The organism is Porphyromonas crevioricanis (genome assembly GCF_900167225.1).
GTDB lineage: Bacteria > Bacteroidota > Bacteroidia > Bacteroidales > Porphyromonadaceae > Porphyromonas > Porphyromonas crevioricanis.
On sequence record NZ_FUXH01000003.1, the window covers coordinates 1 to 24,398 of the forward strand.

General features: G+C 46.2%; 19 protein-coding genes and 1 pseudogene. 8 read left to right on the forward strand and 12 right to left on the reverse strand.

The window, feature by feature from the left end; all coding sequences use genetic code 11:
• Positions 1-575: 575 nt before the first annotated feature.
• A complete protein-coding gene (locus B5D48_RS02195) occupies positions 576-1,040 on the forward strand; it encodes a hypothetical protein (RefSeq protein WP_143742789.1) in 465 nt (154 codons plus the stop codon).
• 248 nt (positions 1,041-1,288) lie between these two features.
• Positions 1,289-1,459 (forward strand): T9SS type A sorting domain-containing protein, encoded by a 171-nt coding sequence (locus B5D48_RS09340; protein ID WP_023936127.1) that lies wholly within the window; start codon positions 1,289-1,291, stop codon positions 1,457-1,459.
• Here B5D48_RS09340 and B5D48_RS09020 read toward each other — a convergent pair.
• Positions 1,411-1,740, reverse strand: a complete 330-nt coding sequence (locus B5D48_RS09020; protein ID WP_143742790.1) for a hypothetical protein — start codon at positions 1,738-1,740, stop codon at positions 1,411-1,413. The genes B5D48_RS09340 and B5D48_RS09020 overlap by 49 nt on opposite strands.
• 217 nt (positions 1,741-1,957) lie before the next feature.
• On the opposite strand from B5D48_RS09020, the gene B5D48_RS02205 reads away from it, so the two are divergent.
• Both B5D48_RS02205 and B5D48_RS02210 read left to right on the forward strand, forming a co-directional pair.
• Positions 1,958-2,692 (forward strand): 16S rRNA (uracil(1498)-N(3))-methyltransferase, encoded by a 735-nt coding sequence (locus tag B5D48_RS02205; protein ID WP_042120620.1) that lies wholly within the window; start codon positions 1,958-1,960, stop codon positions 2,690-2,692.
• A 44-nt stretch (positions 2,693-2,736) separates the two neighbouring features.
• A complete protein-coding gene (locus B5D48_RS02210) occupies positions 2,737-4,602 on the forward strand; it encodes a pyruvate carboxyltransferase (RefSeq protein WP_023938715.1) in 1,866 nt (621 codons plus the stop codon).
• 117 nt (positions 4,603-4,719) lie between these two features.
• Here the strand turns inward: B5D48_RS02210 and B5D48_RS02215 are convergent, their stop codons facing one another.
• The 7 genes and pseudogenes from B5D48_RS02215 to B5D48_RS02245 form a co-directional block, all read right to left on the reverse strand.
• On the reverse strand, positions 4,720-5,364 hold the full coding sequence (locus B5D48_RS02215; protein ID WP_023940885.1) for a LysE family translocator: 645 nt from the start codon (positions 5,362-5,364) through the stop codon (positions 4,720-4,722).
• A 24-nt stretch (positions 5,365-5,388) separates the two neighbouring features.
• On the reverse strand, positions 5,389-7,707 hold the full coding sequence (locus B5D48_RS02220) for a trypsin-like serine peptidase (protein WP_023936472.1): 2,319 nt from the start codon (positions 7,705-7,707) through the stop codon (positions 5,389-5,391).
• Between the two features lie 51 nt (positions 7,708-7,758).
• On the reverse strand, positions 7,759-8,379 hold the full coding sequence (locus tag B5D48_RS02225; RefSeq protein WP_023936474.1) for a 4'-phosphopantetheinyl transferase family protein: 621 nt from the start codon (positions 8,377-8,379) through the stop codon (positions 7,759-7,761).
• Positions 8,376-9,719: a gliding motility-associated protein GldE gene (gene gldE / locus B5D48_RS02230; protein ID WP_023936475.1), complete on the reverse strand. Its 1,344-nt coding sequence runs from the start codon at positions 9,717-9,719 to the stop codon at positions 8,376-8,378. The genes B5D48_RS02225 and gldE overlap by 4 nt, the downstream gene beginning before the upstream one ends.
• 94 nt (positions 9,720-9,813) lie before the next feature.
• Positions 9,814-10,152 (reverse strand): annotated as a pseudogene (locus tag B5D48_RS02235) (single-stranded DNA-binding protein); the annotation flags it as partial.
• A gap of 107 nt (positions 10,153-10,259) precedes the next feature.
• The gene (locus tag B5D48_RS02240; RefSeq protein ID WP_042120173.1) at positions 10,260-10,871 is read right to left on the reverse strand and encodes an OmpH/Skp family outer membrane protein; all 612 of its coding nucleotides are present in this window, start codon (positions 10,869-10,871) and stop codon (positions 10,260-10,262) included.
• 17 nt (positions 10,872-10,888) lie between these two features.
• Positions 10,889-11,110: a hypothetical protein gene (locus tag B5D48_RS02245; protein ID WP_023936481.1), complete on the reverse strand. Its 222-nt coding sequence runs from the start codon at positions 11,108-11,110 to the stop codon at positions 10,889-10,891.
• A 78-nt stretch (positions 11,111-11,188) separates the two neighbouring features.
• On the opposite strand from B5D48_RS02245, the gene B5D48_RS02250 reads away from it, so the two are divergent.
• The 3 genes from B5D48_RS02250 (at position 11,189) to dacB (ending at position 17,868) form a co-directional block, all read left to right on the forward strand.
• Entirely contained in the window at positions 11,189-12,652 is a 1,464-nt protein-coding gene (locus B5D48_RS02250) for an aminoacyl-histidine dipeptidase (protein WP_023936483.1), read from the forward strand.
• A 765-nt stretch (positions 12,653-13,417) separates the two neighbouring features.
• Entirely contained in the window at positions 13,418-16,144 is a 2,727-nt protein-coding gene (gene ppdK, locus B5D48_RS02255) for a pyruvate, phosphate dikinase (RefSeq protein WP_023936489.1), read from the forward strand.
• A gap of 146 nt (positions 16,145-16,290) precedes the next feature.
• Positions 16,291-17,868: a D-alanyl-D-alanine carboxypeptidase/D-alanyl-D-alanine endopeptidase gene (gene dacB / locus B5D48_RS02260; protein WP_158441709.1), complete on the forward strand. Its 1,578-nt coding sequence runs from the start codon at positions 16,291-16,293 to the stop codon at positions 17,866-17,868.
• Positions 17,869-17,896: 28 nt separating this feature from the next.
• On the opposite strand, the gene B5D48_RS02265 is transcribed toward dacB, so the two are convergent.
• The 4 genes from B5D48_RS02265 to B5D48_RS02280 form a co-directional block, all read right to left on the reverse strand.
• Positions 17,897-18,493 (reverse strand): response regulator transcription factor, encoded by a 597-nt coding sequence (locus B5D48_RS02265; protein WP_023936492.1) that lies wholly within the window; start codon positions 18,491-18,493, stop codon positions 17,897-17,899.
• 4 nt (positions 18,494-18,497) lie between these two features.
• Entirely contained in the window at positions 18,498-19,205 is a 708-nt protein-coding gene (locus B5D48_RS02270; protein ID WP_036888209.1) for a hemerythrin domain-containing protein, read from the reverse strand.
• A gap of 117 nt (positions 19,206-19,322) precedes the next feature.
• The gene (cobJ, locus tag B5D48_RS02275) at positions 19,323-20,732 is read right to left on the reverse strand and encodes a precorrin-3B C(17)-methyltransferase (protein ID WP_111759369.1); all 1,410 of its coding nucleotides are present in this window, start codon (positions 20,730-20,732) and stop codon (positions 19,323-19,325) included.
• A gap of 61 nt (positions 20,733-20,793) precedes the next feature.
• Positions 20,794-22,896 (reverse strand): M3 family metallopeptidase, encoded by a 2,103-nt coding sequence (locus B5D48_RS02280; protein ID WP_023936498.1) that lies wholly within the window; start codon positions 22,894-22,896, stop codon positions 20,794-20,796.
• Between the two features lie 209 nt (positions 22,897-23,105).
• On the opposite strand from B5D48_RS02280, the gene B5D48_RS02285 reads away from it, so the two are divergent.
• Positions 23,106-24,374 carry a phosphoglycerate kinase gene (locus tag B5D48_RS02285; RefSeq protein WP_023936499.1) on the forward strand — a complete coding sequence of 423 codons (1,269 nt, stop codon included), beginning with the start codon at positions 23,106-23,108 and terminating at the stop codon, positions 24,372-24,374.
• Positions 24,375-24,398: the final 24 nt, after the last annotated feature.

A 24,398-nucleotide genomic window follows, 5' to 3' on the forward strand; every position in this document is an offset into this window, starting at 1 on the left:
AAATACAAGTGAACAAAAAAACCTCTCAAAGGCTTTACAATGACCGCCTAAAAGGCCGATGAATAGAGCGTTCTGGAAAGGTCGGTTTTTTCTCCTCAGAGAAATTTTGCTAACACAGGAGAAAAAGTTTGCTCTCACAGGAGAGAATTTTTGCTCGCTCCATAGAGAACAAAAAAAACAAGAGAAAAACAGACTCAATAATACCCCAATTTCAAGAAAAAAATACCAGAAAAAGAAAATGAAATTATAATATTCTTAGGAAAATTATATAGATACAAAAGAGATGCAAGAAGGAATAATCAGGAATGTATTAGTAGAGCGTTTTCCTACCCTTGGCAGGGATAGTCTGTATCGAACCGTGCAAATATTGACAACAAATCAAAATCTGCGATAAAAAATAACTTTGTATGCAGGAGGGGTGTTCGTTTTCAAAAGACAAGAGAATAAAAGAGGAGAGTCCCTATAAATATGGAGAGGGAATAGAACAAGAGAGCGTCACAAACATACCCTACCCCCACAAAGTAAAAAGACTGAAAGGGCAAACAAAAGTCCAACGTATTAAAAAGCATTTGATTATGAGCAAGAAAGACTATTTACGTACACTATTTGCAATAGCAGTACTGCTATTGGAGGGGTACTTGCCAAATGTGTCTTATGCGCAGACACAAGAAACTCCTGTCATAACAATGACTACGAGCAGGAAGGCCGGAGAAAAAATCAGACTAGGAATCAGAAGTGAAGGGGAAATCCGCATTGAAAAGGTGGAAGAAGAGGCAGAAACGATGGGACAAAAAGAATACACCCTGACTCAAACAAGCGTTTCCATATATGGCGATATCAGAGAATTAGGCTGCAATTCCAATCAGTTGGCCTCTTTGGACGTAAGTAAGAATACGGGCCTAAGAAAACTGTCCTGCGTCGACAGCCAACCGACAGAATTGGATGTAAGCATGAATACAAAGCTCAAAGAGCTATGGTGCTTCTCTAACCAAATCAAAGGAGAAGCTATGACAAAGCTCATCGAAGGATTGACAAATTAGGATGGGAGAAGAAAGGGTCGGAGTATTGATAGTGATCAATAGTCGGGATACAGAGGAACAAAACATTTGCCTCGAGAGCGATGTGACTATAGCCAAGGAAAAGAACTGGATACGTCTATGACTTTAATGGAGATTCTAAAAACAAAAAAGAATACGAAGGAAGTACCAATGTAAAGCGCATCGCTAAAAAACAGTCGATAAACCTTTTTCCTAATCCGGCCCGAGAGTTCGTGTACATAGAAGGCTTGATGCCAGAAGAAGAAGAAGAAGAAGTGAGACTCTTTTCTTCGGACGGGGTACGGATCTGGTCCGCCAAAGCAAGTGAGACCGGACAGTTGAAACTCTCTCTCGAATCCCTTGCAGCAGGTACCTATATCATAAGGGCAGGCAAACGATCAGCTCGTCTCTTGGTCAAATAAGTCTCCAAGACATATTCTTTTGCCTCGGCATAAAAAGAGTAGCCGAGGTGACACAAATAAGCCCGAAAGCGTTTGGATGCGACTTTCGGGCCTATTTCGTTTCTCGACTTAGAGTCTATTGGGATTGTAACAGCGATCTCTTGCTCTTCTTCAAGAAATTTATAAACCCGTGCAACGGCCTCCATTTGCGTTGCATTCGCTGCCAAACAGAGTAGAAACAGTACCTTCGCAGAACGAGAGACCATTGCACAATACAGCTCTTGCTGCATTATTATAGACATCAGGGTTTGGTCGCGTGCCCAAAATGCGATCTCTACACCCTCATTCTCAATGGCTTGCAATTACCGTATTCTGCAAAATCAACAAAATAGCAAGTCTAATTACCGTTTGGGAGTCCGTACAAAAGTCTTTATATGTGTAATACAGCCTCATTTATAGAGATATTCGCTAAATTTGGGGTCATTAGATCGAATTCGAATATTGGGACAAATGCAAGGAATGTCGGATTTTCCCCTCTTCTACGCACCGGATGTAGCATCGACAGCCTCTCTACCAGAAACTGAGGTTGCTCACTGTTGCCGTGTACTGCGCCTTTCGGCCGGAGAAGAAATAGAGGTTACGGATGGACAAGGACATTTCTATCACGCACGACTGACACAAGTAGACAAACGAGGCTGCTCCCTGGAGCTTCTGCAAAAAAATCACTGGCAACCCTATTGGGGTGGACGAATTACCATAGCCATTGCTCCGACCAAGAATATGGATCGGATGGAATGGATGACAGAAAAGCTCGTTGAAATGGGGGTTGATACCATTGTTTTTATGCAAACGTCTCAATGCGAACGAAAACAGATACGTGCAGATAGGATAGAGCGTATCGCTGTCAGTGCCATGAAGCAATCGCTCAAAGCCTACCTTCCCCGGATAGAAGTAGGCCGACCATTCAGCGACTTTGTCCGAAGCCAGAGCTCATCTGACTCTTGTAGACTCATTGCCCACTGCTCATCACAGAAGGACTTACCCCAACGACTTCCGTTCCACAAACTATATAAGGGGCAAGAAGATGTAGTAGTCATGATTGGCCCGGAGGGAGACTTTTCCCTACAGGAAGTGCAAGAAGCCATTTCATTCGGCTTTGCTCCGCTCAGTTTGGGAGAAGCTCGCTTACGAACAGAAACAGCAGCCCTCTCTGCTTTGTCCTGGATACACGCAATACAACAAATGCGACAATAACCAAGCTAAAGACAACCAATCTCGTTTAGGATAAATAAAACAAAATGGAATCTAAGAAAGAAATTAAATTTAGCCTGATCTACCGCGATATGTGGCAATCGTCAGGCAAGTTTCAGCCACGAGCCGATCAATTGGCTCAAATAGCACCCCTGATTATTGAAATGGGGTGTTTCGCACGGGTCGAGACCAATGGAGGAGCATTCGAGCAAGTATGCCTCTTGGCCGGTAACAACCCTAACGAAGCTGTGCGAGCTTTTACCAAAGCATTCAACGAAGCCGGAATACAAACGCATATGCTGGACCGCGGTCTCAATGCCTTACGTATGTATCCAGTACCGGCCGACGTTCGCCGACTGATGTACAAGGTGAAGAAAGCGCAAGGAACTGATATTACTCGCATCTTCGACGGACTTAACGATGAACGGAACATCATCCCGTCTATCAAATATGCCTTGGAAGCGGGCATGATCCCACAGGCGACTCTGTGTATCACATACTCGCCTGTGCATACAGTAGAGTATTACACTGCTCTTGCCGATAAACTAATCGCAGCCGGAGCTCCCGAAATATGTCTCAAAGACATGGCTGGTATCGGTCGTCCTGCTTTCTTGGGTCGTCTGGTGAAAGAAATCAAAGCAAAACACCCTGATGTAATCATCGAATACCATGGCCACTCCGGGCCGGGCTTCTCTGTAGCCTCCATGCTCGAAGTTTGTGAAAACGGAGCCGACATCATCGATGTAGCCATGGAGCCAATCTCGTGGGGAAAGATCCATCCGGATGTTATCACCATACAGCAAATGCTGCGCGATGCAGGCTTCAAGGTGGCAGATATCAACATGAGTGCATATATGAAAGCTCGAGCTCTGACACAAAGCTTCATTGATGAATGGCTCGGATATTTCCAAGATTCAACGAACAAACATACATCCTCACTGCTCGTTGGTTGTGGTTTGCCAGGAGGTATGATGGGATCAATGATGGCTGACCTGAAAGGGGTGCATGCCGGTATCAATATGTATTTGCGCCAAAACAATCAGCCGGAACTAAGTGTAGACGACTTGCTTGTCCGTCTCTTTGAGGAGGTTGAATATGTTTGGCCTCGTCTGGGCTATCCTCCGCTGGTTACTCCATTTAGCCAGTATGTCAAAAACGTAGCATTGATGAATGTCTACAATATGATTCGAGGTGAAGGCCGTTGGCAGGCTATCGACCAAAACATCTGGGGTATGATCCTCGGAAAAAGTGGAAGACTACCGGGCAAGCTCGATCCGGAAATCATTGCTTTGGCAAAAGAAAAAGGATATGAGTTTACAGACGAAGATCCCCAAACCAACTACCCGGACGCCCTTGATGAATATCGCAAGGAAATGGATGAGAATGGTTGGGACTACGGCCGTGATGATGAAGAATTGTTCGAGCTTGCTATGCATGATCGTCAATACCGTGACTACAGAAGTGGCGTAGCAAAAGAACGCTTCGAGAATGATCTGGCCAAAGCCAAAGCCGATGCATTGGCAAAGAAAGGTTACAATGACGAGGATGTAAAGAAAGCCATGCGTGCCGGTGCACACCCCATTTGCGCCACAGCAAATGGATTCCTGCGTTGGGAAGTAGACCCCGCAGGTTCTATGGCACCTAATCCCGGTACTCGTTTCTTGACCAACCAGCCAATCTGCATTATCGAAACATCTGTGGGGTACATCGAAGAGATGCGTAGCAACTTCACGGGTAAGTTGATCGAAGTATGTGTTCCACAAGGGGCTGTTGTAAAGAAAGGTCAGGAGATTGCCTACATCAAGCCGGATGATAAAGAAGAGACCTACCGTGAGGAGGCTCCGAAATTCAAAAGAGTGGAGGAAATGGCCACTCCTCGCAAGCGTGTAGCTGCTCCGCCTAAGCATTATTGATACAGGTCTCATTTCAGTCAGACAACCTGAATAGAGATCGGCATCCATAAAAAAGGGAAGAGCCACAGACCGAAATTCGGTCTGTGGCTCTTCCCTTTTTTTGCTATATGAAGTCTCCTATTGCTCCAGTAACCCGATAAGTCCTGAGACTAAACCGACCAAAGAGACCAAGGCAAATATAATGGCAACAATGCGGTTAAACCAACGCAAACCTATAACGGAAATTCGATCTCTCAGTTTGCTTACCAAATGTGTAATGGCGTACCACCAACTCAAGGCTCCAATGGCAATCCCCAACATCACTATACAATAGCCCAAGAAAGCACTTAAGCCCTCAGGAACGATATTGAACCGAGTAAAAAGGGCAATGAAGAAGAGAATAATAAGGGGATTACTAAAAGTGAGAAAGAAAGAACTCACTATCGTACGCATATAATTGGGACTGGTATGCTCCTCTGTCTCCAGAATATCCAATGACGCACGAGAGCGATATAAATAGAAAGCGAAGCCCAGCATCAGGAAACTCCCCAAGAGCGTAAAAATGGGATTGTTGTCTTTCACAAAGCTCACCACGAAGCCTACTCCAAGGTAGGTGAGAGTAGCATACACCAAGTCACTCACAGCAGCACCGACTCCCGTCATTAAGCCTTCCTTGTAGCCCTTGTGCAGGGTTCGCTTAATACAAAGCACCCCTATCGGCCCCATGGGAGCGGATACAAGTATTCCAATTATGATGGCTTTAACTACCGTTGTAAGTATCATGCCGTCTCTGTCTCCTCGTCTTTCTTATTTAGACACTGATATTTGATAACCCAAACGCTTCTTCTTGTAATGTATGGAGAGTATATAATTGCCTTCTACGAACAAATCACCCAATTCCAAAACAGCCAACTGTGAGTGATAATGATTTTCATAGCAAAGCTCTCCCGCATAGTTATAAACACGTACTTGCATTTCGGGCTGTTTATCCGAAGAAGGGAGCTGTATCAAAGCTCTGGTTCCATCCCAGCGCACCTGCACATGTTCGGGATCTTTCAGTCCGCCTTCCTGACCGATAGGTTGTACCAGCAAATCAACCCAATAGCTCCCTTGATAGGGAGATTCGGTGTCTGTAGCCGGTATCCAGAGAGCTTCACTATTCTTGTGAAAAGCAGCCGAAGCACTGGTTGTCTGAGTTTTCAAGCGCAACACTGGCAGATCCATCGGTCTCATATCTGTAGTATTAAGACCACAGACAATCTCCAGGTTTCCATTCAAATCGAGATAATTTCCTCCATCAGAAGTCTCAATGGGGATAAAAAAGTCTATTGTATCAGTTACAGTGCGAGCACGAGGAGAGAACTCCTCCTGATTGGCATTGTAGCGAAGGTATTGCGGTTCCTTTACCTTATTGAAATACACCAACTGCTTGGGCTTACCCGGCTCTCCTGCATAAATACTCAGGTTGTAATCTTTGAAATCTCCCCAATTTTTGATCGGCTTCATTGGGGCTAATACAGCATAAGCTCCCAATATCCTCACTTTTGACGGGAAAGAGTAGACTGTACCCACCCCGAATATGGAAGTTCCCTCGAAAGCTGCATGCTCCAACTGGTCGCTGTGCAACGAATTGATAACTCGACTGATACGCACAGCCGGATGAGGAGCATAAGGATCATATCCCTGACAGTAAATAGCACCACTACCACTCTTGTCCAACTTATCCCTAAGGGAATGCAAAGGATTGCCCGTATCCGCATCCCAGCTTTTGTTCAAAGCCCAGAAAAAGTCGTTGTAAGGAGTTGGGCAATAAGAGCGACCACCCGAAAGGGCTCCAATGATCAAACCATTTCCATCGAACAGAGGAGCACCACTCGAACCGGGAGCAGTAGTGCCCATCTGCCATTGTTTGATATGCCAATGCACATCCCTCCAAGTATACTTCCCTGCATTGAAACTCTTCAGACTGATTGGGCTATCACTCCGACTATATCGCTTAACTGCTGCGAGAGGGTGATGAATAGTAGTATAAGGAGCAGGCGGTGTACCACTGATATTCCACCCGGCAAAATAAGGCTTATAAGCCGCAGGGATAGGCAAATCTTTTCCCTCTCTATCTTTGGGCAGACCTGTAATTCGCAGCAAACACATATCTCGCTTCTCATTAAAAGCGATCAGCTCTGCTCCACTAAGAGTGAGCTCTTCGGAGCCTCGGATAAACGATTTGGCCAAGGGGCTTTCAAAACCGAAGAAAAAGACTGTAGTACGAGCAATACGCGCTGACTCTCCCTCGATCCCAGTAAATGCAAAATTTCTATTATAGCAATGAGAGGCTGTCAAGACATAAGGAGTACCATCAGAAGCAGTGTTGTTGATCAAAGCACCACTACAAACGACACGCCCCTCCACAACCATTAGCAAAACAGAGCGTGATTGTTCGTTCACTTCCGGGTGGCCAGCTACATTCGGAGCACAATCCAGCCCCGAGAGTGTATGCCACGGCTCTCCGACATCATGGACCCTCAGCTGACTCAAATCCTTATATGCATGATTTAATTCAGTGATTTTCAGACGCATATTATCCGGCAACAACTTATCTGGGTTAGTTGGCCAACTACACTCAATTGTTATTTCATCCCCGGCGAGAGGTGCAACGGCCAATATACCGGAAGGATTGTTGTTCTGATCGGTATAAGCACCTTTAACACCAAAGGGAGTATAGACATACAATTCCGCTTCGGGAGGGAGTTGATACTCTCCAAAAAGGACATTCAGGCTATAAGCTCCATGACTCTTTAGCCTAAGGGTCCATACACTGCGATCTCCCACTTGCACTATACGCCCACTATTATCAGGGCTATAATCCAAAGACCTCCCAACAGCAAAAGGATAAGCTCCTCTCAACACGGAAGAGCTATAAGCTTCCTCCTGACGATAGATAGCAGCACTATCTATAGGAGGCAACTCTACACAAAAATCCGAAAAGCCGGTAGAGCGAAGCCTGAAAAACTGCTCAGACAAGCCCATGGGCATGCCTGCTCTCTCGATCTGCCCCCAAGCCCGGGGAATCGACAGAAAAGCGAGCCCCAACAGAATGGAGAAAAAGTATCGGTATAGTTTAGACATACGATTCCACTTGATTAACACAGCAAAGATACAAAATCCACCCCGAGGGCTTCAGGGTAACACAGCCCAAGTAAGAACATGGTTTTCAGGCAAATCGACATGTACCTCTATCTCTTGTGGCAAGTCCATACTCGGACAGTGTACAAAAAAAGGGAGAACTTGGCCTTGAAAAGCAGCTCTCAAAAAATCCACTCCTGTCAAATCTTTAAGGATAAAAGATTGAGACAAAGAGGCAGAAGCAGGGGCAATCAGCTTATACAAAGTCTCCTTGGCCGACCACAACATACAAGCAGCCAAATCAGGCGAAAAAGATTGGTGTACCGACTGTATCTCTCTGACAGAAGCGAACTTCGATATCACTTGCAAGCATTTGGAAGAAACGGGCTCGATGTCTATTCCATTCTGCGAAGGAGAGAGAGACAAAATCGCAGCTATAGCAGCACCCGTATGACTCAGACTGATATTCAGATTGGGGAAAAGAGGGAGGTAAGGAGCTCCATTCGGCTTGTGTGCCACTTCCAATTCTGAAGGTGGAACCCTCAAAACCGAAGACAGAAGAACCCGTAACTCTCGACGCTGATACGCCAATCGCTCAGGTCTTCGTATGGAACAAGTATCGATCCAACCCAATAAGGGAGTATCAAGAGGACAGTCGGAGAAGCACTGCCTCATACTGCACTCTCCAAGGATTGTTGAGATTTGCGATGTAACTTGACTTCTAATATGCGACGCTTATCCATGGATACAACCACAAAATGCCAGCCATTATAAGTCACTTCATCACCCGGAAGGGGCAAATCCTGTTTTATCTCCAGAACCAAGCCCCCGAGAGTATCGACCTCTTCGCCCAACTCACCAAAGGCATCCTCATCCAGCTGCAAGTAACGACGGACATCGCTCAGAGAGGTCTTTGCCTCAAACAGACAACTACCATCCGGATAGCGTGTATAGGGTAACTCCTCTTCATCATATTCATCGGTAATCTCTCCGACTATTTCTTCCAAAATATCTTCCATTGTGATGATTCCACTCGTGCCGCCAAATTCATCTACAACGATAGACATATGCACCTTGTTGGCACGAAGTTCCTCCAGCAAATCATCAATGCGCTTATTTTCCGGAACAAAATAGGCCGGCCGCATCAAGTTCTGCCATGCAAAAGAGGCATCCTTCTGACGATGCGGTATCAAGTCTTTGAGGTAAATGATTCCCTTGATATTATCCTCTGATTCTTCATAAACAGGGATACGTGAATAACCGGAAGAAACAGCAAATTCGAGCATTTTCTCAAAGTCCCAACTAATATCAATGTCTACCATGTCGATGCGCGGAACCATTACCTCGCTTGCTGTTTTGCTATAGAATTTGATAATCTCGCTGATCATAGCCTTCTCTTCTACGGCTGCGCTTCCGGTTGTCAGCTGCACAGCTTTAGACAGATCATCTACCGACAGATCATGCTGCGGACGGCCTTTTCGAGCATCAACGAGCTTTGCCGTAGAGCGTACCAGCAACCAACTTATCGGGTTAAGTATTTTGCGCACGATTCTCATCTTGGGGGCAGAAAAGCGAGAGAAATCCAATGGAGAACGTTGAGCATATACTTTAGGGATAATCTCTCCAAAAAGCAGCAATACAAGGGTAAGAGCAATTGTCTGCAGGATAAAACCAGCCATTGGGGAACGACTGAAATCGAATATGTTATTGACAGCATAAGTGCTGAGCATTACTACAGCCACATTGACGATATTATTCCCGATCAAGATACAAGCCAATAGTTCTTCGGGGTTACTCAAAAGCTGCTTCAACACTCTGTCTGCATCGGTTTTCTCTGCTTTGACTTCTGCTAAGTCGGCCGGTTTGATCGAAAAGAAAGCCACCTCCGAAGAAGACATATAGCCAGAAGCGATCAACAGCAAGACGACCAAGACCAATGCTATAGCCACCGGCACACTGATTGGAGAAACTTGTACTTGCGAAAAGATCTCGCCAAGCGATGAAAAAGAATCCAAAATATTCCTACTTAATAATATTTACAGCAAAGATATATAATTACGCCACCGTTCACTGTTCACTCCCTTTGGGGATCCGTGGGCTACTTTCGTTCTTCCGAGGATCATCGAAGAAACGTATTCTGTCTGCCACAATCTCAGTGACATAACGCTGCACCCCTCCCCTATCGACATAAGTCCGATAACGCAGCTTCCCCTCTACGTAGAGCATCGCACCGCGACGCACCCATTGCTCTACAAATCGAGCTGTATCTTGGTATGCCACGATGTTGTGCCATTCTGTACGCTCGGGCAATTGTGTCCCATCTGGGAGTTTAACCTCTCTCTCGGATGTTGCTAAAGAGAAATGAGCTACACAGGATTCTCTGTCGAAATACCTCACCTCCGGATCTTTTCCGACCAATCCCAAAAGAATCACCTTATTGATGGACATAGACCTTTTCTACCGAAAAAGATTTACAAAAAAAGATTGTCACATAGGCCAATACACAGAGCATGACCTATGAGACAACCTTCTATAAAAGCTCCGAATGGAGGATATCAATTTTGCTCTTTTTTGTAGGAAGAATTGAGAAACTTCACTACATCTTCGGTGATATCGTATGCGCTATCAGCATACAAAATACTTTCAACCCCTACTTTGGTGAGGATAAACTGATATTTTTTCGTCTTGTTGTACTCCGCCAAAGCCTCATTGAGCTGCTTATGCAGTTTTTCATTCGACTGCTGCTGCTTGAGTAAAAACTCCTGCGTCAATTTCGCTTCAAGGGTCTCTCCTTGCTGTTGCATAGCAAGGAGTTTCTGCTGCTCAGCCTCTATCGAAGCCTGACTGAGAAAAGCATTGGTACGACGCTTGCGGTCGAAATCTTCGGCTGCCTTTCGCAATGCATTGGCTTTTGACGTAAGCTGTTTACGATTGGCTTCAGCCTCTTTGGTCAGCTCTTCAGTGATATCCTTGTAGTACTGATATCGGGCATAGAGAGTATCCAAGCGGACGTATGCAATCCGAAGATCGGCCATCTTAGCGGTATCGTCCATCGGAGCTGCGGACGTCTGACATCCTCCCCGCGATCCACCACAGCCAAGAAGAGACAAAACGAAAGCCGCACACGCTGCTGACGAAATGAAATAATAAAGAAGTTTCTTAGTCATATATCGCAATCTGTTTTTTATTCCTGATTTATACGCTGTTGCAGACTCATACGCTCTTCTGCCTGCTGCATTTGGGAGCGGTGACATTGGATACCCTTTCGTCTCAGAGCCGGTACATCGCTTACGTGTCCGGTCGGGAAACTCCCTCCTTTCACAAAAAAGACCTTGACAGCCATCAGAAAAACCCCCAAGACTAACAAGAGTAAGGTAATAACAAGGACTATCAAGGTCGTCTTCATTCAAAATCCTATATTTGTACACTGCAAAGGTAGAACATAATACAATACGAAATCATACATCCTAAATCAGCATTGAAAATGAAGATGACAGATCTAAAGCCCACTATCCTGTGGCAATGCTTCGACGAGATTACCAAAGTACCTCGCCCCTCGAAGAAAGAAGAAAAAATAATCGCCTATCTGGAAGAGTTTGCCCGCAAACACAATATCGATTATTCCAAAGACCAAATCGGGAATATCGTGATGCGTAAGCCGGCTACTAAAGGGTACGAACATCTGGAAACCGTGATACTGCAGAGCCATATGGATATGGTTTGTGAGAAGAACTCCGACGTAGTACATGACTTTGAAAAAGACCCCATCCGCACAGTTGTAGACGGAGATTGGCTCAGAGCAGAAGGAACGACATTGGGAGCAGATAACGGCATAGGCTGTGCAGCTCAAATGGCTGTTCTTATCAGCAACGATATAGAGCATGGGCCTCTGGAATGTCTTTTCACCGTGGATGAAGAAACAGGACTTACCGGAGCACAAAATATCCAACCCGGATTCCTCTCAGGGAAAATCCTGCTCAACCTCGATAGTGAAGACGAAGGCGAAATGTTTATCGGATGTGCTGGAGGGAAAGACACTCAAGGGCTGTTTACGTACAAAAAGGAAGAGCTGCCTCAGGGCTATATCTTCCTAAAAGTGTCCGTAAGTGGCTTGCGTGGCGGCCACTCCGGAGGGGATATCCATCTGGGGTTGGGCAATGCCAACAAGCTACTGGCTCGCTTCCTGATGGAAGTAGACAAAGAAATGTCTTGGGTATTAAGTGAGATCAAGGGAGGGAACCTGCGCAATGCTATTGCTCGTGAGGCCTATGCTATAATCGGAATTGAGGCTGCCAAGAAAGAAACCGTACGAGTATTGCTCAATGAATTTTCCGCTGCGGTGGAAAACGAATTGTCAGCTGTAGAGCCGTCTGTCAAATTCTCTCTGGAAACTGCTGAAACTCCGGATTTCAAAATAGACTGTACAACCAAGCACAATCTACTATTGGCCCTCATTGTGTGCCCTCACGGAGTGTTGGGTATGAGTCACGAAATAGAAGGATTGGTAGAAACTTCGACCAACTTAGCCTCTGTGAAGATGATCGAAGACAATGGCATCTTGATTGGCACCAGCCAGAGAAGCTCTACCGAGAGTCTCAAAATAGCTGCCTGTGATCAGGTTGCTTCTACTTTCAGATTGGCAGGAGCCGAAGTGCGTCATTCCGATGGGTATCCCGGGTGGAAACCCAACCCCAACAGCAAGATCTTGCAAGCTGCGTCAGACACCTATGAAGAGATATTTGGCAAAAAACCGGCAATCAAAGCCATCCATGCTGGTCTGGAGTGTGGGCTCTTTCTGGATAAATACCCCTACTTAGATATGGTTTCTTTCGGCCCTACTCTGAGAGATGTGCACTCTCCGGCCGAACGCATCGAAATCAAAACCGTACAAATGTGGTGGGACCACCTGCTCCTACTGTTGAAGCGCATCCCATCTGCCAAGGCTTAATAAGCAGTTGAAACCTTAAAGCAGCGACAGCCCCATCGGATTAGAAAATACCGGTGGGGCTGTCATTTTTTCTTCCTCCATACTCCTCTTTCGGAGGTAGTAGCATATCGAGCAGTTGGATGACTTGACCAAGATCTGCAACCCAAGCACCAGAGGACTATTTTATGCCCCCAATAGACATGTTTTGTAAAATTTCGACCACAGAAAAACTCGGAAAAATAGTGAGAAAACAAGGCATATGTACAGGTGGATGTAATTCCTTTTTATATGTCTTATATGGGTCTCTCAAAACACCGATGAATAGGGCGTTCTGAAGGGGTCAAATTTTCCTCCTGAGAGAATTTTTGCTAACACAGGAGAGAGCAAATTTTTCCTCAGGAGAGAATTTTCGTTCTCTCCCGTGTTAGCAAAAAACCGCTCCAATCAGCGTCAAAAAAGAATAGGAAAACCTGGCAAAAAAGTCCTTGATCTGAGCAGAAAAGAAGCTCCAAGCAGAAAACACAAAAACATAAAAGCAAACAATATAATACACTATAAACTTTTGCTCTAAAGAGCCTTCCTTAAGGATTTAACAATGTTCGTACAACAGTCCCTCTCAGAGATTTGCTGCGGTCGTTTTGACAAAACAAAGAAACGACATACGGCAAAGAGATAAATTCTTTATCTTTGTCCTTTCCAAGGGTTTAGCTTGACTGGGTGTGTAAAAGCAGTTGGATAACCGCAGGATGTAATACAGAATAAATATTAATTACTAACCAGACTTCGATGGACAAAAAAAGAGTCTACACCTTCGGTAATGGGAAAGCCGAAGGAAAAGCAGATATGCGAAATCTGCTTGGTGGCAAAGGGGCCAACCTTGCCGAAATGAACCTTATAGGAGTGCCCGTACCTCCGGGATTTACTATTACGACAGAGGTATGTCAGGAATACTACGATCTGGGACGGGACCGTGTAGTAGAACTACTCAAGCCGGAAGTAGGAGAAGCAATCAAAAATATAGAGAGCCTGGTTAATGCCAAATTTGGTGATGTAGAAAACCCATTGCTGGTCTCTGTTCGTTCTGGTGCTCGCGCGTCTATGCCGGGTATGATGGATACCATTCTCAACCTCGGTCTGAACGACGAGGTCGTAGAGGGACTAATACGGAAGACAGGCAATGAGCGTTTCGTATGGGACTCTTACCGCCGCTTCGTACAAATGTACGGCGATGTGGTATTGGGAATGAAACCTGTGAACAAAGAAGATATAGATCCATTCGAGGAAATCATCGAGAAAGTGAAAGCCGAGAATGGAGTGAAGATGGACAACGAACTGACGGTAGAGAACCTCAAGGACTTGGTACGTCGTTTCAAGGCAGCCGTAAAAGCCCAGACCGGTCTTGACTTCCCCTCTTGTGCCTATGAGCAACTGTGGGGAGCCGTTATGGCCGTATTCAATTCATGGATGAACGAGCGTGCCATCCTCTATCGCAAAATGGAAGGAATCCCCGCAGAGTGGGGTACGGCCGTGAACGTGCAAGCAATGGTATTCGGAAATATGGGCGACACCTCCGCCACGGGAGTATGCTTCTCTCGTGACGCTGGTAATGGAGAAAACCTGTTCAACGGAGAATACCTGATCAATGCTCAGGGGGAAGACGTGGTAGCCGGTGTACGCACCCCACAAGAAATCACCGTGATAGGATCACGTCGTTGGGCAGAACGTGCCGGCATAAGCGAAGAAGAACGCAAGGCCAACTATCCTTCAATGGAAGAAGCAATGCCGGAAATCTATGCCGAGCTGAACCGCCTGCAACAAAAGCTTGAAGATCACTACCGTGATATGCAAGACATGGAGTTCACAGTACAAGAAGGTAAGCTGTGGTTCCTGCAAACACGTAACGGAAAACGTACGGGACGTGCCATGGTAAAGATTGCCATGGACTTGCTCAACGAAGGTGTCATCACGGAGCAGGAAGCTCTTCTCCGTGTAGAGCCTAACAAGCTGGATGAACTGCTGCACCCCGTATTTGACAAGAAAGCCCAATCCATGGCCAGAGTTCTGACCAAAGGTTTGCCGGCTTCTCCGGGAGCAGCCACCGGCCGTATTACATTCTTCGCAGAAGATGCAGCCAAGATGCACGAAGCAGGGAACCCTGTTATCCTCGTTCGTTTGGAAACCTCTCCGGAAGACTTGGCCGGTATGGCTGTTTCCGAAGGAATTCTCACAGCCAGAGGAGGTATGACTTCTCACGCAGCTGTGGTGGCTCGAGGTATGGGCAAATGCTGTGTATCAGGAGCTGGAGCTTTGATTGTAGACTACAAAGCTCGCACCGTAGAAGTGGATGGCACCGTGCTCAAGGAAGGCGACTGGCTCTCTCTTAATGGATCTACCGGTGAGGTGTACGAAGGCAAAGTAGAAACTAAGGCTGCCGACATGGACGATGACTTCGCTCGTCTGATGGAACTGGCTGATAAGTATTCACGACTGAAAGTGCGTACCAACGCCGATACACCTCAAGATGCAGCCGTAGCTCGCAAGTTCGGTGCTGTGGGTATCGGTCTGTGCCGTACAGAGCACATGTTCTTCGAAGGCGAAAAGATCAAAGCCATGCGCGAAATGATCCTCTCGGAAGATGCAGAGGGCCGCGTAAAAGCTTTGTCAAAAATCCTGCCGTATCAAAAAGAAGACTTCAAGGGTATATTCAAGGCTATGGATGGCTTCCCTGTTACCGTACGTTTGCTTGACCCTCCTTTGCATGAGTTTGTACCTCATGATCTGGCAGGGCAACAAGCTATGGCGGATCAAATGGGGGTTTCCATACAAAAGATACAACAACGTGTGGAGGCTCTCTGCGAAGCCAATCCTATGCTTGGGCATCGTGGTTGCCGTTTGGGGAACACCTACCCTGAAATTACCGAGATGCAGACTCGTGCTATCTTGACGGCTTGTCTGGAGCTCAAGCACGAGGGTGTGGTATGTCTGCCGGAAATCATGGTTCCACTCACTGGTATTCTGTATGAATTCCAAGAACAGGAAACTGTAATCCGCAACACGGCCGAAAAAGTGTTTACCGAAATGAATGATAGGATAGACTTCAAGGTAGGTACCATGATCGAGATTCCTCGTGCCGCCCTGACAGCCAACCGTATCGCTTCTCGTGCAGAGTTCTTCTCTTTCGGTACGAACGACCTCACTCAAATGACATTCGGCTATTCTCGCGATGACATTGCTTCGTTCCTGCCTATATATTTGGATAAGAAAATACTCAAGGTGGACCCCTTCCAAGTTCTCGACCAAAATGGAGTAGGCCAATTGGTACGTATGGCAACTGAGAAAGGACGCGATGTACGCCCCGATCTCAAGTGCGGTATCTGCGGTGAGCACGGAGGTGAACCCAGCTCTGTAAAATTCTGCCACAGAGTGGGTCTGAACTACGTATCCTGCTCTCCTTACCGTGTGCCTATCGCTCGCTTGGCTGCCGCACAGGCCGTATTGGAAGAAAGCAAATAAGAACTTTCTCTATCTAAACAAGAGGTAAAAGGGTATGCCGCAACTGATTTTGCGGTGTACCCTTTCTTCTTTTTCTGCTCAAATATCATCATCGAGGGCATCGCACAATATGACCAGGTATCGCCATGTGGGAACAGTTGAGCGAAATGGCTAACTTTCCGCTGCAATACGCAAGTCTGCACAAAATGATCATCAGAACAAAATTCAGCCCCCTGACAATAAGAATCGGGGTTCTATTCGTAGGGATACTCCAGCTTATGCTACTATGGAGCTACCCTCTCCGTCTCAAATCGCAGAATAGCCCAAAAGCCATCTCTATACTACAAGCAGAAGAAAGGAAACAACATTGCAGAATAGCCATGTTGGTCACCGAGCTAAGCAGTGGCAAGCGAATTGTAGATTATAGGCGCAATTGCCGTATGATACCCGCTTCTCTGACCAAACTCATCACAACAGCTTCGGCATTGCGTATCCATGGCCCCGAGGCTTGCTTCCGAACCGAAATAGGTTATACAGGCAGTATTCACAACAAAGAACTGTATGGAGACTTAGTCGTTCTCGGATCTGGAGACCCATCCATAGACAGCCACTATATAGCAGAGGACTCTATCCGCTTCAAAACTTTCGTATGCGAGACTGTATCTCGAGCCGGCATCACACGTATACGAGGCAAAATAATAGTGGATGCCTCTGTCTTCCGGCCGGCAGACAGCTCCTCATCCTGGTTGTACGAAGACTTGGGCGAATACTACGGAGCCTCTCTCTATGGCTTCAATATTCACGACAACCGAATAGATATATATCTGAGAAATGAGGGAAACAAGATACTCCTACACCATATGCAGCCGTCGGAAGTAGAGATCGAACTGATCAATGAGCTAAAACCGGGAGAAAAAAACAGCTGGCACATCAACGGAGCTCCGGGAGAAAAAAAACGCAGACTAAGGGGAACCTTATTGACGAAAGGGCGTCGGGAAATGCGCTGTATGATGGACATACCCGATCCCGCAGGCTATATAGCTACAGCTATCCGAAAGCAATTGCAAAAGGAGGGGGTAAAGATAGAGGGCCCCTCCGAAGCCAGGTATGATTATTTACCCGAATGGCATGGGTCGGTAAAGTCTTTGAGTTTCTACCACTCACGCTCATTAGAACAATTGGTGAGGGAGACAAACAGAAGAAGTATCAATCTCTGGGCCGAAGCCTTTATGAACTGTCTGGACGAAAATATCCCGAAAAGCTTTGACGGAGGCTATAATCGCCTCTTGCAATATTGGGAAACTGTAGACCAATTCGATCCCAAGCAAATAAGCCTTTTCGATGGTAGTGGTTTATCTCCCAAAAATCGCATCACTCCTAATTTGCTGGAAGTGGTCTTATTGGAAATGGGCAATCGCAAAAAAGCTGACAATGCAGTTTTCTACAACTCCCTCCCATTAGCCGGACAGGAAGGCTCCGTGCAACATTTCACAACACCTCAAAGCATGAAAGCCCGACTGAAGAGCGGCAGTATGTTCGGGGTACAAGGCTATGCCGGATATGCACAAATAGGCGGCAAAGATGTTACGATCGTTCTTCTTGCCAACGACTTTGTGAATGTTCAATCTATGAGAAAAACAATGCTGGAGGCTCTGCAAACACTGTCCGGAGAAACCGAGCAGCATAAAAAAAGCGACTCTTACCATAAAAGGAAGAGTCGCTCTACTAAGCAAAAGAAGTCTTGATCGGCGAATACTTGATATAGAGTATCAATTACTGGCTGATCTCATTCAGCTCAACCAGCTTATTGACAATAGCATAGATTGTCAAGCCACTGGTACTGTGTATCTCCAGTTTCTTCGCAATATTTCTCCGATGGGTAATGACCGTATGAATTGAAAGAAAGAGCGAATCGGCTATTTGTTTGTTGGTCATACCCTTCACGACACAAACAACAATCTCTTTCTCTCGAGTCGTAAGTGCTTGAGACTCCAGACCGGCCTCTCCAGATTCTACACTAAGTAGCTTATCAAGTATTTCGGACAATCGTTCCATACTATCGGAGATCAGAATCGAATCATCGTAGCCTTTGAGGAAAGAGCTATCGATATGAAAATCCAGCAAAGCCACCACCCGGATATGTCTGTCCGGTGTATAGCTGGGAGAAAGAGAAAGGCCAGATATAAGAGGATTGACAAACAAAATATCCACCCCTTGCAAAGAAAGTTGATCTATCACCTGGTCAATAGAATCAGTAATATCCAAGGTCTGTACCTTGTATCCCGACAATTTCTTCAGCATTGCCTCCAGACCCAATCGCAGCATTATATTAGGCTCGGCTATCGCAACTTTTAGGATAATAGGATTCATACATTCAGCCTTTCTTTGTCTGTTGCTCCATTATCTCCATAAGTGGTATGAAGATGTGGTCTTCGATAAAGTTGTGAGAAGCCAAATCTTCTTCACAAGAAAAGATATCGTGTAGCACACTGTTGAGTTCGTAACCACTCGGAGCTGGGTAGTATTTTATGATGATGGCCTTGAGTTCGGATATCTTGGCCTCTATCTGATCGTGTTTGCGACGGAAAATAGAGATTTTGTAGTGATCATCCCTCTCTCCTTTAGCCAAATGCTCGGCATAGGGGAATACAGTCTTCTCCTCGTAACTCATATGCTTGTTCACTTCCTCTACATAGTCGTCAAAAAACTTCCGAATCGCGAAAGCGACCTCTTGAGGACAATTGGATATCGCACTTACCAATTGCTGTCTGAGCAAAGGCAAACGGAAATTGAGGAAATAGTCATGCGCATTACGCAAATACGTAAGCAAGTCATTCATCGATATACTCTTAAGCTCCTCTTTCTTGGGCTTCTGTGGGATATTCGCCACTGCATTCAATATCGTGAGCAATGTAGGAGTATCGACATTGCTGCTCTGGCAAACCTCCCCTATTGTCTTTTCCCCAAATCCAAGATGTATACCGAAACGAGTAATAACAAGCAGTAAGTTGTAATGTGCACAAATCAAGTCGCTCATTTTGGTCTGTGCACTAAAAACTCGGGATAAAGGTTTGTTGGTCATCATTATTATGTTGTCAATGTTATTTGGCTGAAAACAAAAGTAAAGCCTTCTGCAGAAGCATCCTATCCCTCATTATGGGTATTTCCGTCTATCCTGTCGGAAGGCACTAACTCATTCTTACACATCACGTCCGGGGCGCAGAGCCTCGGCGTCATCGAAGCAAAGGATACTATTAACAATCGTTGCGGCCAGGTTGCTTCCTCCCTTTCGTCCTTCGACAATCACCTTCGGCACATCTCGGAAAGTCTTACACATATACTTCGACTCACAAACATGCACGAAACCGACAGGAGCTGCAACAATACCAGCCGGTTTGGCTTTTCCCTTTCGGATGATGGTACAAAGTTCGATCAAAGCAGTCGGAGCATTTCCAAAAACGAAAAGGGCATCAGGGTGCTCCTGTACAGCCAAACGAATACCTGCCTGTGTGCGAGTGATCCCTTCGGACTCGGCCATTTCCTTTACGGCCGGATCAGATAGATAACAGTGTACCTGCACCCCCAGCCTGTCCAAAGCTCCTTTACGTATACCACTCTGGACCATAGACACATCGGTAACGATATGCTTTATTGTCCCATCCGAAAACCCTCTATAGAGATGCTCTACTGCTCCAGGATCTGTATAGAGGACATCCTCCATGGCGAAGTCAGCTGTCGTATGAATACAGTGCAACAGAGGCCATTTGCGATCAATAGGGATATTAGGGTCTTTCAACTCAGCCTCAATGGTCCGGAAACTCTTGATCATAATATCCTGCCCTATCCCCTTGCTTTCGGTCTTGCTCTGCTGAGCAAAATAGCCTCTGGGAGTGATCATCTTGCCCGAAGAAGCGTAGGTCTGGCTATTGCCAATGATCACAACCGTAAACATATCCAATTCTTCCGGGTCAAGTTCGCCAAGAGTAGTGAGCACGACCGTCTCTTCCTCCCTTCCGGCCTGGCGCACATATCCCACTGGAGTAGAGGCAGAACGACTCGTGAGGAATATTTCTTGCAAACGATAGAATTGCCAGTAACGATCATGGCTCTTGGGGTTGTATATACAGGTCACAAAATCGGCTTCAGCTGCAGCCTTGATACGTTTCTCTATGGTGAGCCAGGGAGTGAGCAAGTCCGAGAGAGAGATAAGGCATAAGTCGTGCCCTATGGGGGCACCCAAGAGAGCTGCGGCCTTCTGGAAAGCAGAAATACCCGGCAGTGTCTCTATCTCGACCTGACAATCCATCTCCTCTCGCATCTCATACATCAACGGAGCCATGCCATAAATGCCGGAATCTCCCGAACTAATCACACAGACTTTTTTCCCTTCACGAGCTTTCTCCAGTGCAATTCGTGCACGCTCTCGCTCTTTCTTCATACCGGTATCGATGCATTCTCCACTCGACTTGAGGTGTTGCTGCACGAAACGGAAATAATACTTGTATCCGATCACCACATCGGCCTCGGCTATGGCCTGCATCACAGCCGGAGTCATATCTTCCACTCCTCCTGGACCCAGACCTACCACTAATATCTTGCTCATTATTATCCTATTGCTTTTCCTTTGTTTTTCCTATCAATACACAAATACTTCTCAAGCTGGGAAAGTATCATTCGACTTTGGCCCCAACTGCTATTCCATCTCGTTCCATCATGGCTTCGATAGAAGGTTTACGACCACGGAATGTTTCGTACAGCTCCATTGCATCACGCATATCTCCTTGCTCCAATATGCTGTGTCGGAAACGTTCGGCGACTTCCCTACTAAACAAGCCTTCCTCCTTGAATGCAGCAAAGGCATCTGCATCCAAGACTTCACTCCATTTATAGCCGTAATAACCGGCAGCATAGCCTCCGGAAAAGATGTGTCCGAACGAAGGACTCATCATTGTTTCCGGCGGAGAGGGGGGCAAGACAAGAGCCTTACTCCAGGCATCCTCCTCGTAGGTTTTGATGTCTAAATCACTCGGCAAATCCTGCTCAATAGTATGCCAAGCCATATCAAGATAACCGAATGAAAGCTGACGACAACAAGCATAAGCTGTGAGGAAATGACGTGAAGCCCTAAGTTTATCAAGCAACTCTATAGGGATTGGCTCTCCGGTTTGGTAATGCGCAGCAAAGCTATTGAGCCATTCGGGTTGAATAGCCCAATTCTCCATAAGTTGGGAGGGGAGTTCGACAAAATCTCTCACCACAGATGTACCGGAAAGAGAGCCAAAACGACAACGAGAGAACAGACCGTGCAGTGCATGTCCAAATTCATGCAAAAAGGTATTCACCTCACCTATCGTAAGCAATGAAGGCTTGTCCGGTGCAGGGGGAGTAAAGTTCATGACCAGTACGATGTGTGGACGATGGTCTTCTCCTTCGGCTGTGCGATACTGTTCTTGAAAATTATTCATCCAGGCTCCACTCTGCTTGCCTGCTCTTGGGAAGAAATCCGTATAAAAAAGGCCCAAATAAGAACCGTCAAAATCCTTTACCTCATAGGCTTTCACATCAGGGTGATAAACACTCACCGAAGAGGGACAGAAGCTAATACCATAGAGACGTTCGGCCAAGCCAAATACTCCTTCGATCACACGATTGAGGGGGAAATATGGGCGCAGCATCTCATCATCCAGCTCATAATATTTCTGCTTATATCTCTCTGCCCAGTAGGCCCAATCCCAGATATGGAGGCTCCCTTTTTCTATACCAGACTCTGCCGCCAGTTCCTCAATCTTTGCCACTTCTTCCCGAGCCGTGGGTTTATAGGCTGTAAGCAGTCGGTCCAGCAGAGCATATACATTGGCAGGCGTCTCAGCCATGCGATCCTTTAGCACCATTTGAGCAAAAGAGGGATAGCCCATGATCTGAGCTGTTCGACGCCTCAAATTGGCAATAGATATAATATGTGGCCTGTTGTCATATTCGTTGTCAGTGGCTCCCACAGTCATCCGTGCTATATACATTTGTCGCCTCAGTTCCGAGTTTGGGCAATGTTGCATAAATGGGCTGTAGGAGGGAGCAGTGAGATCGAATAGCCAACCTCCCTCGTTGCCCTTCTCCTTAGCCTTGTGATGTGCCGCGTCAAGCACGGTTTGTGGCATACCGGCCACATCTTCCGGATTAGTAATAAGGAGAGTAAAACGCTTCTCGTCTCTCAACGCATTCTGCCCGACTTGCAAGGTAAGCTTGCTCAATTCCTGAGCAATATCCCGCAACTCTTGTTTTTTCTCCTCCGGCAACAAGGCTCCGCTGTCTACAAAACCTTCGTAGCAACGTGTAAGCAACCTGTTCTCCTCATCCGTAAGCCCAAGACTTTCTCTCTGCTTGTAAATGGCCTCTATCCGGCGGAAAAGAAGTTCATTCAAGCTGATATAAGTGCTCAACTCTGTGAGTTTCGGCAGGATCTCCTCAGAAATGGCCATCAGATTGTCATTACTATCGGAGTGCAACAGATTGAAAAAGACCCCAGCTACACGCTCCATATCTTCACCACAGTTCTCCAATGCCAAAAGAGTATTGGCAAAAGTTGGTGGTTCCGGGTTTGTTATTATCCGGTCTATCTCAGCTCGCTTAAAACGAATTGCCTGTTCAAAAGCCGGCAAATAGTCCTCCTCTTGTATCCGATCAAACGGATACGATCCGTGCAATGTATCGAATGGAGCCAGAAGGATCGCTCCGGCCTTCTTTGCTCCGCAGTATGATTCTTTCAGATAATTCATCTGTTACCGTGTTTTTTATAATCGTAACACACTAGCCCCAAAGGTAGGTTGTTTGATCGAAGGGGCTATCTTTGCAATACTGAAATTTGAGCTGCGATTCCGTCCCGATGTAATTAAGAAAGCTTCGCTGCTCTAAGCAATCTAACTGAAAACAACCCTTCTTAGTTCGACAAAAGAACATCAACACAATAATTATAGTAGCTTAAGACATGACTTCAAGAGCAATTATCGACACGTATTCATTCGAAGATCAGACCGTTTTTGTCCGTGTAGACTTCAATGTCCCTCTGGACGAGAAATTCCGAATCACAGATGACACTCGTATGAGGGCCGCCCTCCCTACCCTCAACCGCATCCTGAAAGACAACGGTCGCGTCATTATCGCCTCGCATATGGGACGCCCCAAAGCTGTGGAAGAGAAATACTCCCTTGAGCACATTCGTCCGCATTTGGAAGAGCTTCTGGGCCGAGACGTGAAATTTGCAGCCTCAGCCGTTGGCGATGCCACCAAACAAATGGCTCATAGTCTGAAAAAAGGAGAAGTGCTGCTACTGGAGAATTTGCGCTTCTTTGAGGAAGAAGAAGGCAAACCTCGCAATCTGTCTACCGAAGTAACAGAAGAAGAAAAGAAACAAGCCAAGGCAATACTGAAAGAACGACAACTCCTCTTTGCCAAACAACTGGCAGACTTGGCTGATTGTTATGTCAATGATGCTTTCGGAACAGCGCACAGAGCGCATGCCTCTACTGCTGTAATGGCACAATACTTCGATGCTCAGCACAAAATGTTCGGCCTGCTCATGGAAAAAGAAGTGCAAGCCGTAGATCGTATTCTAAATCAAATAGAAAGACCTTTTACCGCAATCATGGGAGGCAGCAAAGTCTCCAGCAAAATCGAAATCATAGAAAACCTGCTTGGCAAAGTTGATTATCTGGTTCTCACCGGAGGGATGACCTATACTTTTTCCAAAGCTTTCGGAGGCAAAATAGGTAATTCGATTTGTGAAGATGACAAGTTGGATTTAGCCGTGGAAATAGTAGAGGAAGCCAAACAAAAAGGCGTAACATTGGTGCTGTCGGAAGATGCCAAAATTGCCGATGCCTTTGACAACAACGCCAATGTGGGGTATGCCGATAACAATAACATCCCAGACGGTTGGCAGGGTATGGACATAGGCCCGAAAACAACAGAACGAATAAAAGAGGTCATTGCTCAGTCGAAGACTATTCTTTGGAATGGTCCGACAGGAGTATTTGAATTTGACAACTTCTCCGGTGGTTCCAAAGCTGTAGCCGAGGCCATAGCACAGGCAACTCAAGCAGGAGCTTACTCTTTGGTTGGGGGAGGAGATAGCGTTGCCTGCGTAAACAAATTTGGACTGGCAAATCGCATGAGTTATGTTTCTACCGGTGGAGGGGCCCTTCTAGAAGCTATCGAAGGGAAAACTTTGCCCGGTGTTGCTGCCATCGAGAGTTAAGAAGAAAAGCCCCACTTTCAAATA

What these genes read in the sequence shown, in the direction of transcription:
- B5D48_RS02195 (WP_143742789.1), top strand. Translation starts at nt 576, where the DNA reads ATGAGCAAGAAAGACTATTTACGTACACTATTTGCAATAGCAGTACTG.
- B5D48_RS09340 (WP_023936127.1), top strand. Translation starts at nt 1,289, where the DNA reads ATGCCAGAAGAAGAAGAAGAAGAAGTGAGACTCTTTTCTTCGGACGGG.
- B5D48_RS09020 (WP_143742790.1), bottom strand. Translation starts at nt 1,740, where the DNA reads ATGTCTATAATAATGCAGCAAGAGCTGTATTGTGCAATGGTCTCTCGT.
- B5D48_RS02205 (WP_042120620.1), top strand. Translation starts at nt 1,958, where the DNA reads ATGTCGGATTTTCCCCTCTTCTACGCACCGGATGTAGCATCGACAGCC.
- B5D48_RS02210 (WP_023938715.1), top strand. Translation starts at nt 2,737, where the DNA reads ATGGAATCTAAGAAAGAAATTAAATTTAGCCTGATCTACCGCGATATG.
- B5D48_RS02215 (WP_023940885.1), bottom strand. Translation starts at nt 5,364, where the DNA reads ATGATACTTACAACGGTAGTTAAAGCCATCATAATTGGAATACTTGTA.
- B5D48_RS02220 (WP_023936472.1), bottom strand. Translation starts at nt 7,707, where the DNA reads ATGTCTAAACTATACCGATACTTTTTCTCCATTCTGTTGGGGCTCGCT.
- B5D48_RS02225 (WP_023936474.1), bottom strand. Translation starts at nt 8,379, where the DNA reads ATGAGGCAGTGCTTCTCCGACTGTCCTCTTGATACTCCCTTATTGGGT.
- B5D48_RS02240 (WP_042120173.1), bottom strand. Translation starts at nt 10,871, where the DNA reads ATGACTAAGAAACTTCTTTATTATTTCATTTCGTCAGCAGCGTGTGCG.
- B5D48_RS02245 (WP_023936481.1), bottom strand. Translation starts at nt 11,110, where the DNA reads ATGAAGACGACCTTGATAGTCCTTGTTATTACCTTACTCTTGTTAGTC.
- B5D48_RS02250 (WP_023936483.1), top strand. Translation starts at nt 11,189, where the DNA reads ATGAAGATGACAGATCTAAAGCCCACTATCCTGTGGCAATGCTTCGAC.
- ppdK (WP_023936489.1), top strand. Translation starts at nt 13,418, where the DNA reads ATGGACAAAAAAAGAGTCTACACCTTCGGTAATGGGAAAGCCGAAGGA.
- dacB (WP_158441709.1), top strand. Translation starts at nt 16,291, where the DNA reads ATGGCTAACTTTCCGCTGCAATACGCAAGTCTGCACAAAATGATCATC.
- B5D48_RS02265 (WP_023936492.1), bottom strand. Translation starts at nt 18,493, where the DNA reads ATGAATCCTATTATCCTAAAAGTTGCGATAGCCGAGCCTAATATAATG.
- B5D48_RS02270 (WP_036888209.1), bottom strand. Translation starts at nt 19,205, where the DNA reads ATGACCAACAAACCTTTATCCCGAGTTTTTAGTGCACAGACCAAAATG.
- B5D48_RS02280 (WP_023936498.1), bottom strand. Translation starts at nt 22,896, where the DNA reads ATGAATTATCTGAAAGAATCATACTGCGGAGCAAAGAAGGCCGGAGCG.
- B5D48_RS02285 (WP_023936499.1), top strand. Translation starts at nt 23,106, where the DNA reads ATGACTTCAAGAGCAATTATCGACACGTATTCATTCGAAGATCAGACC.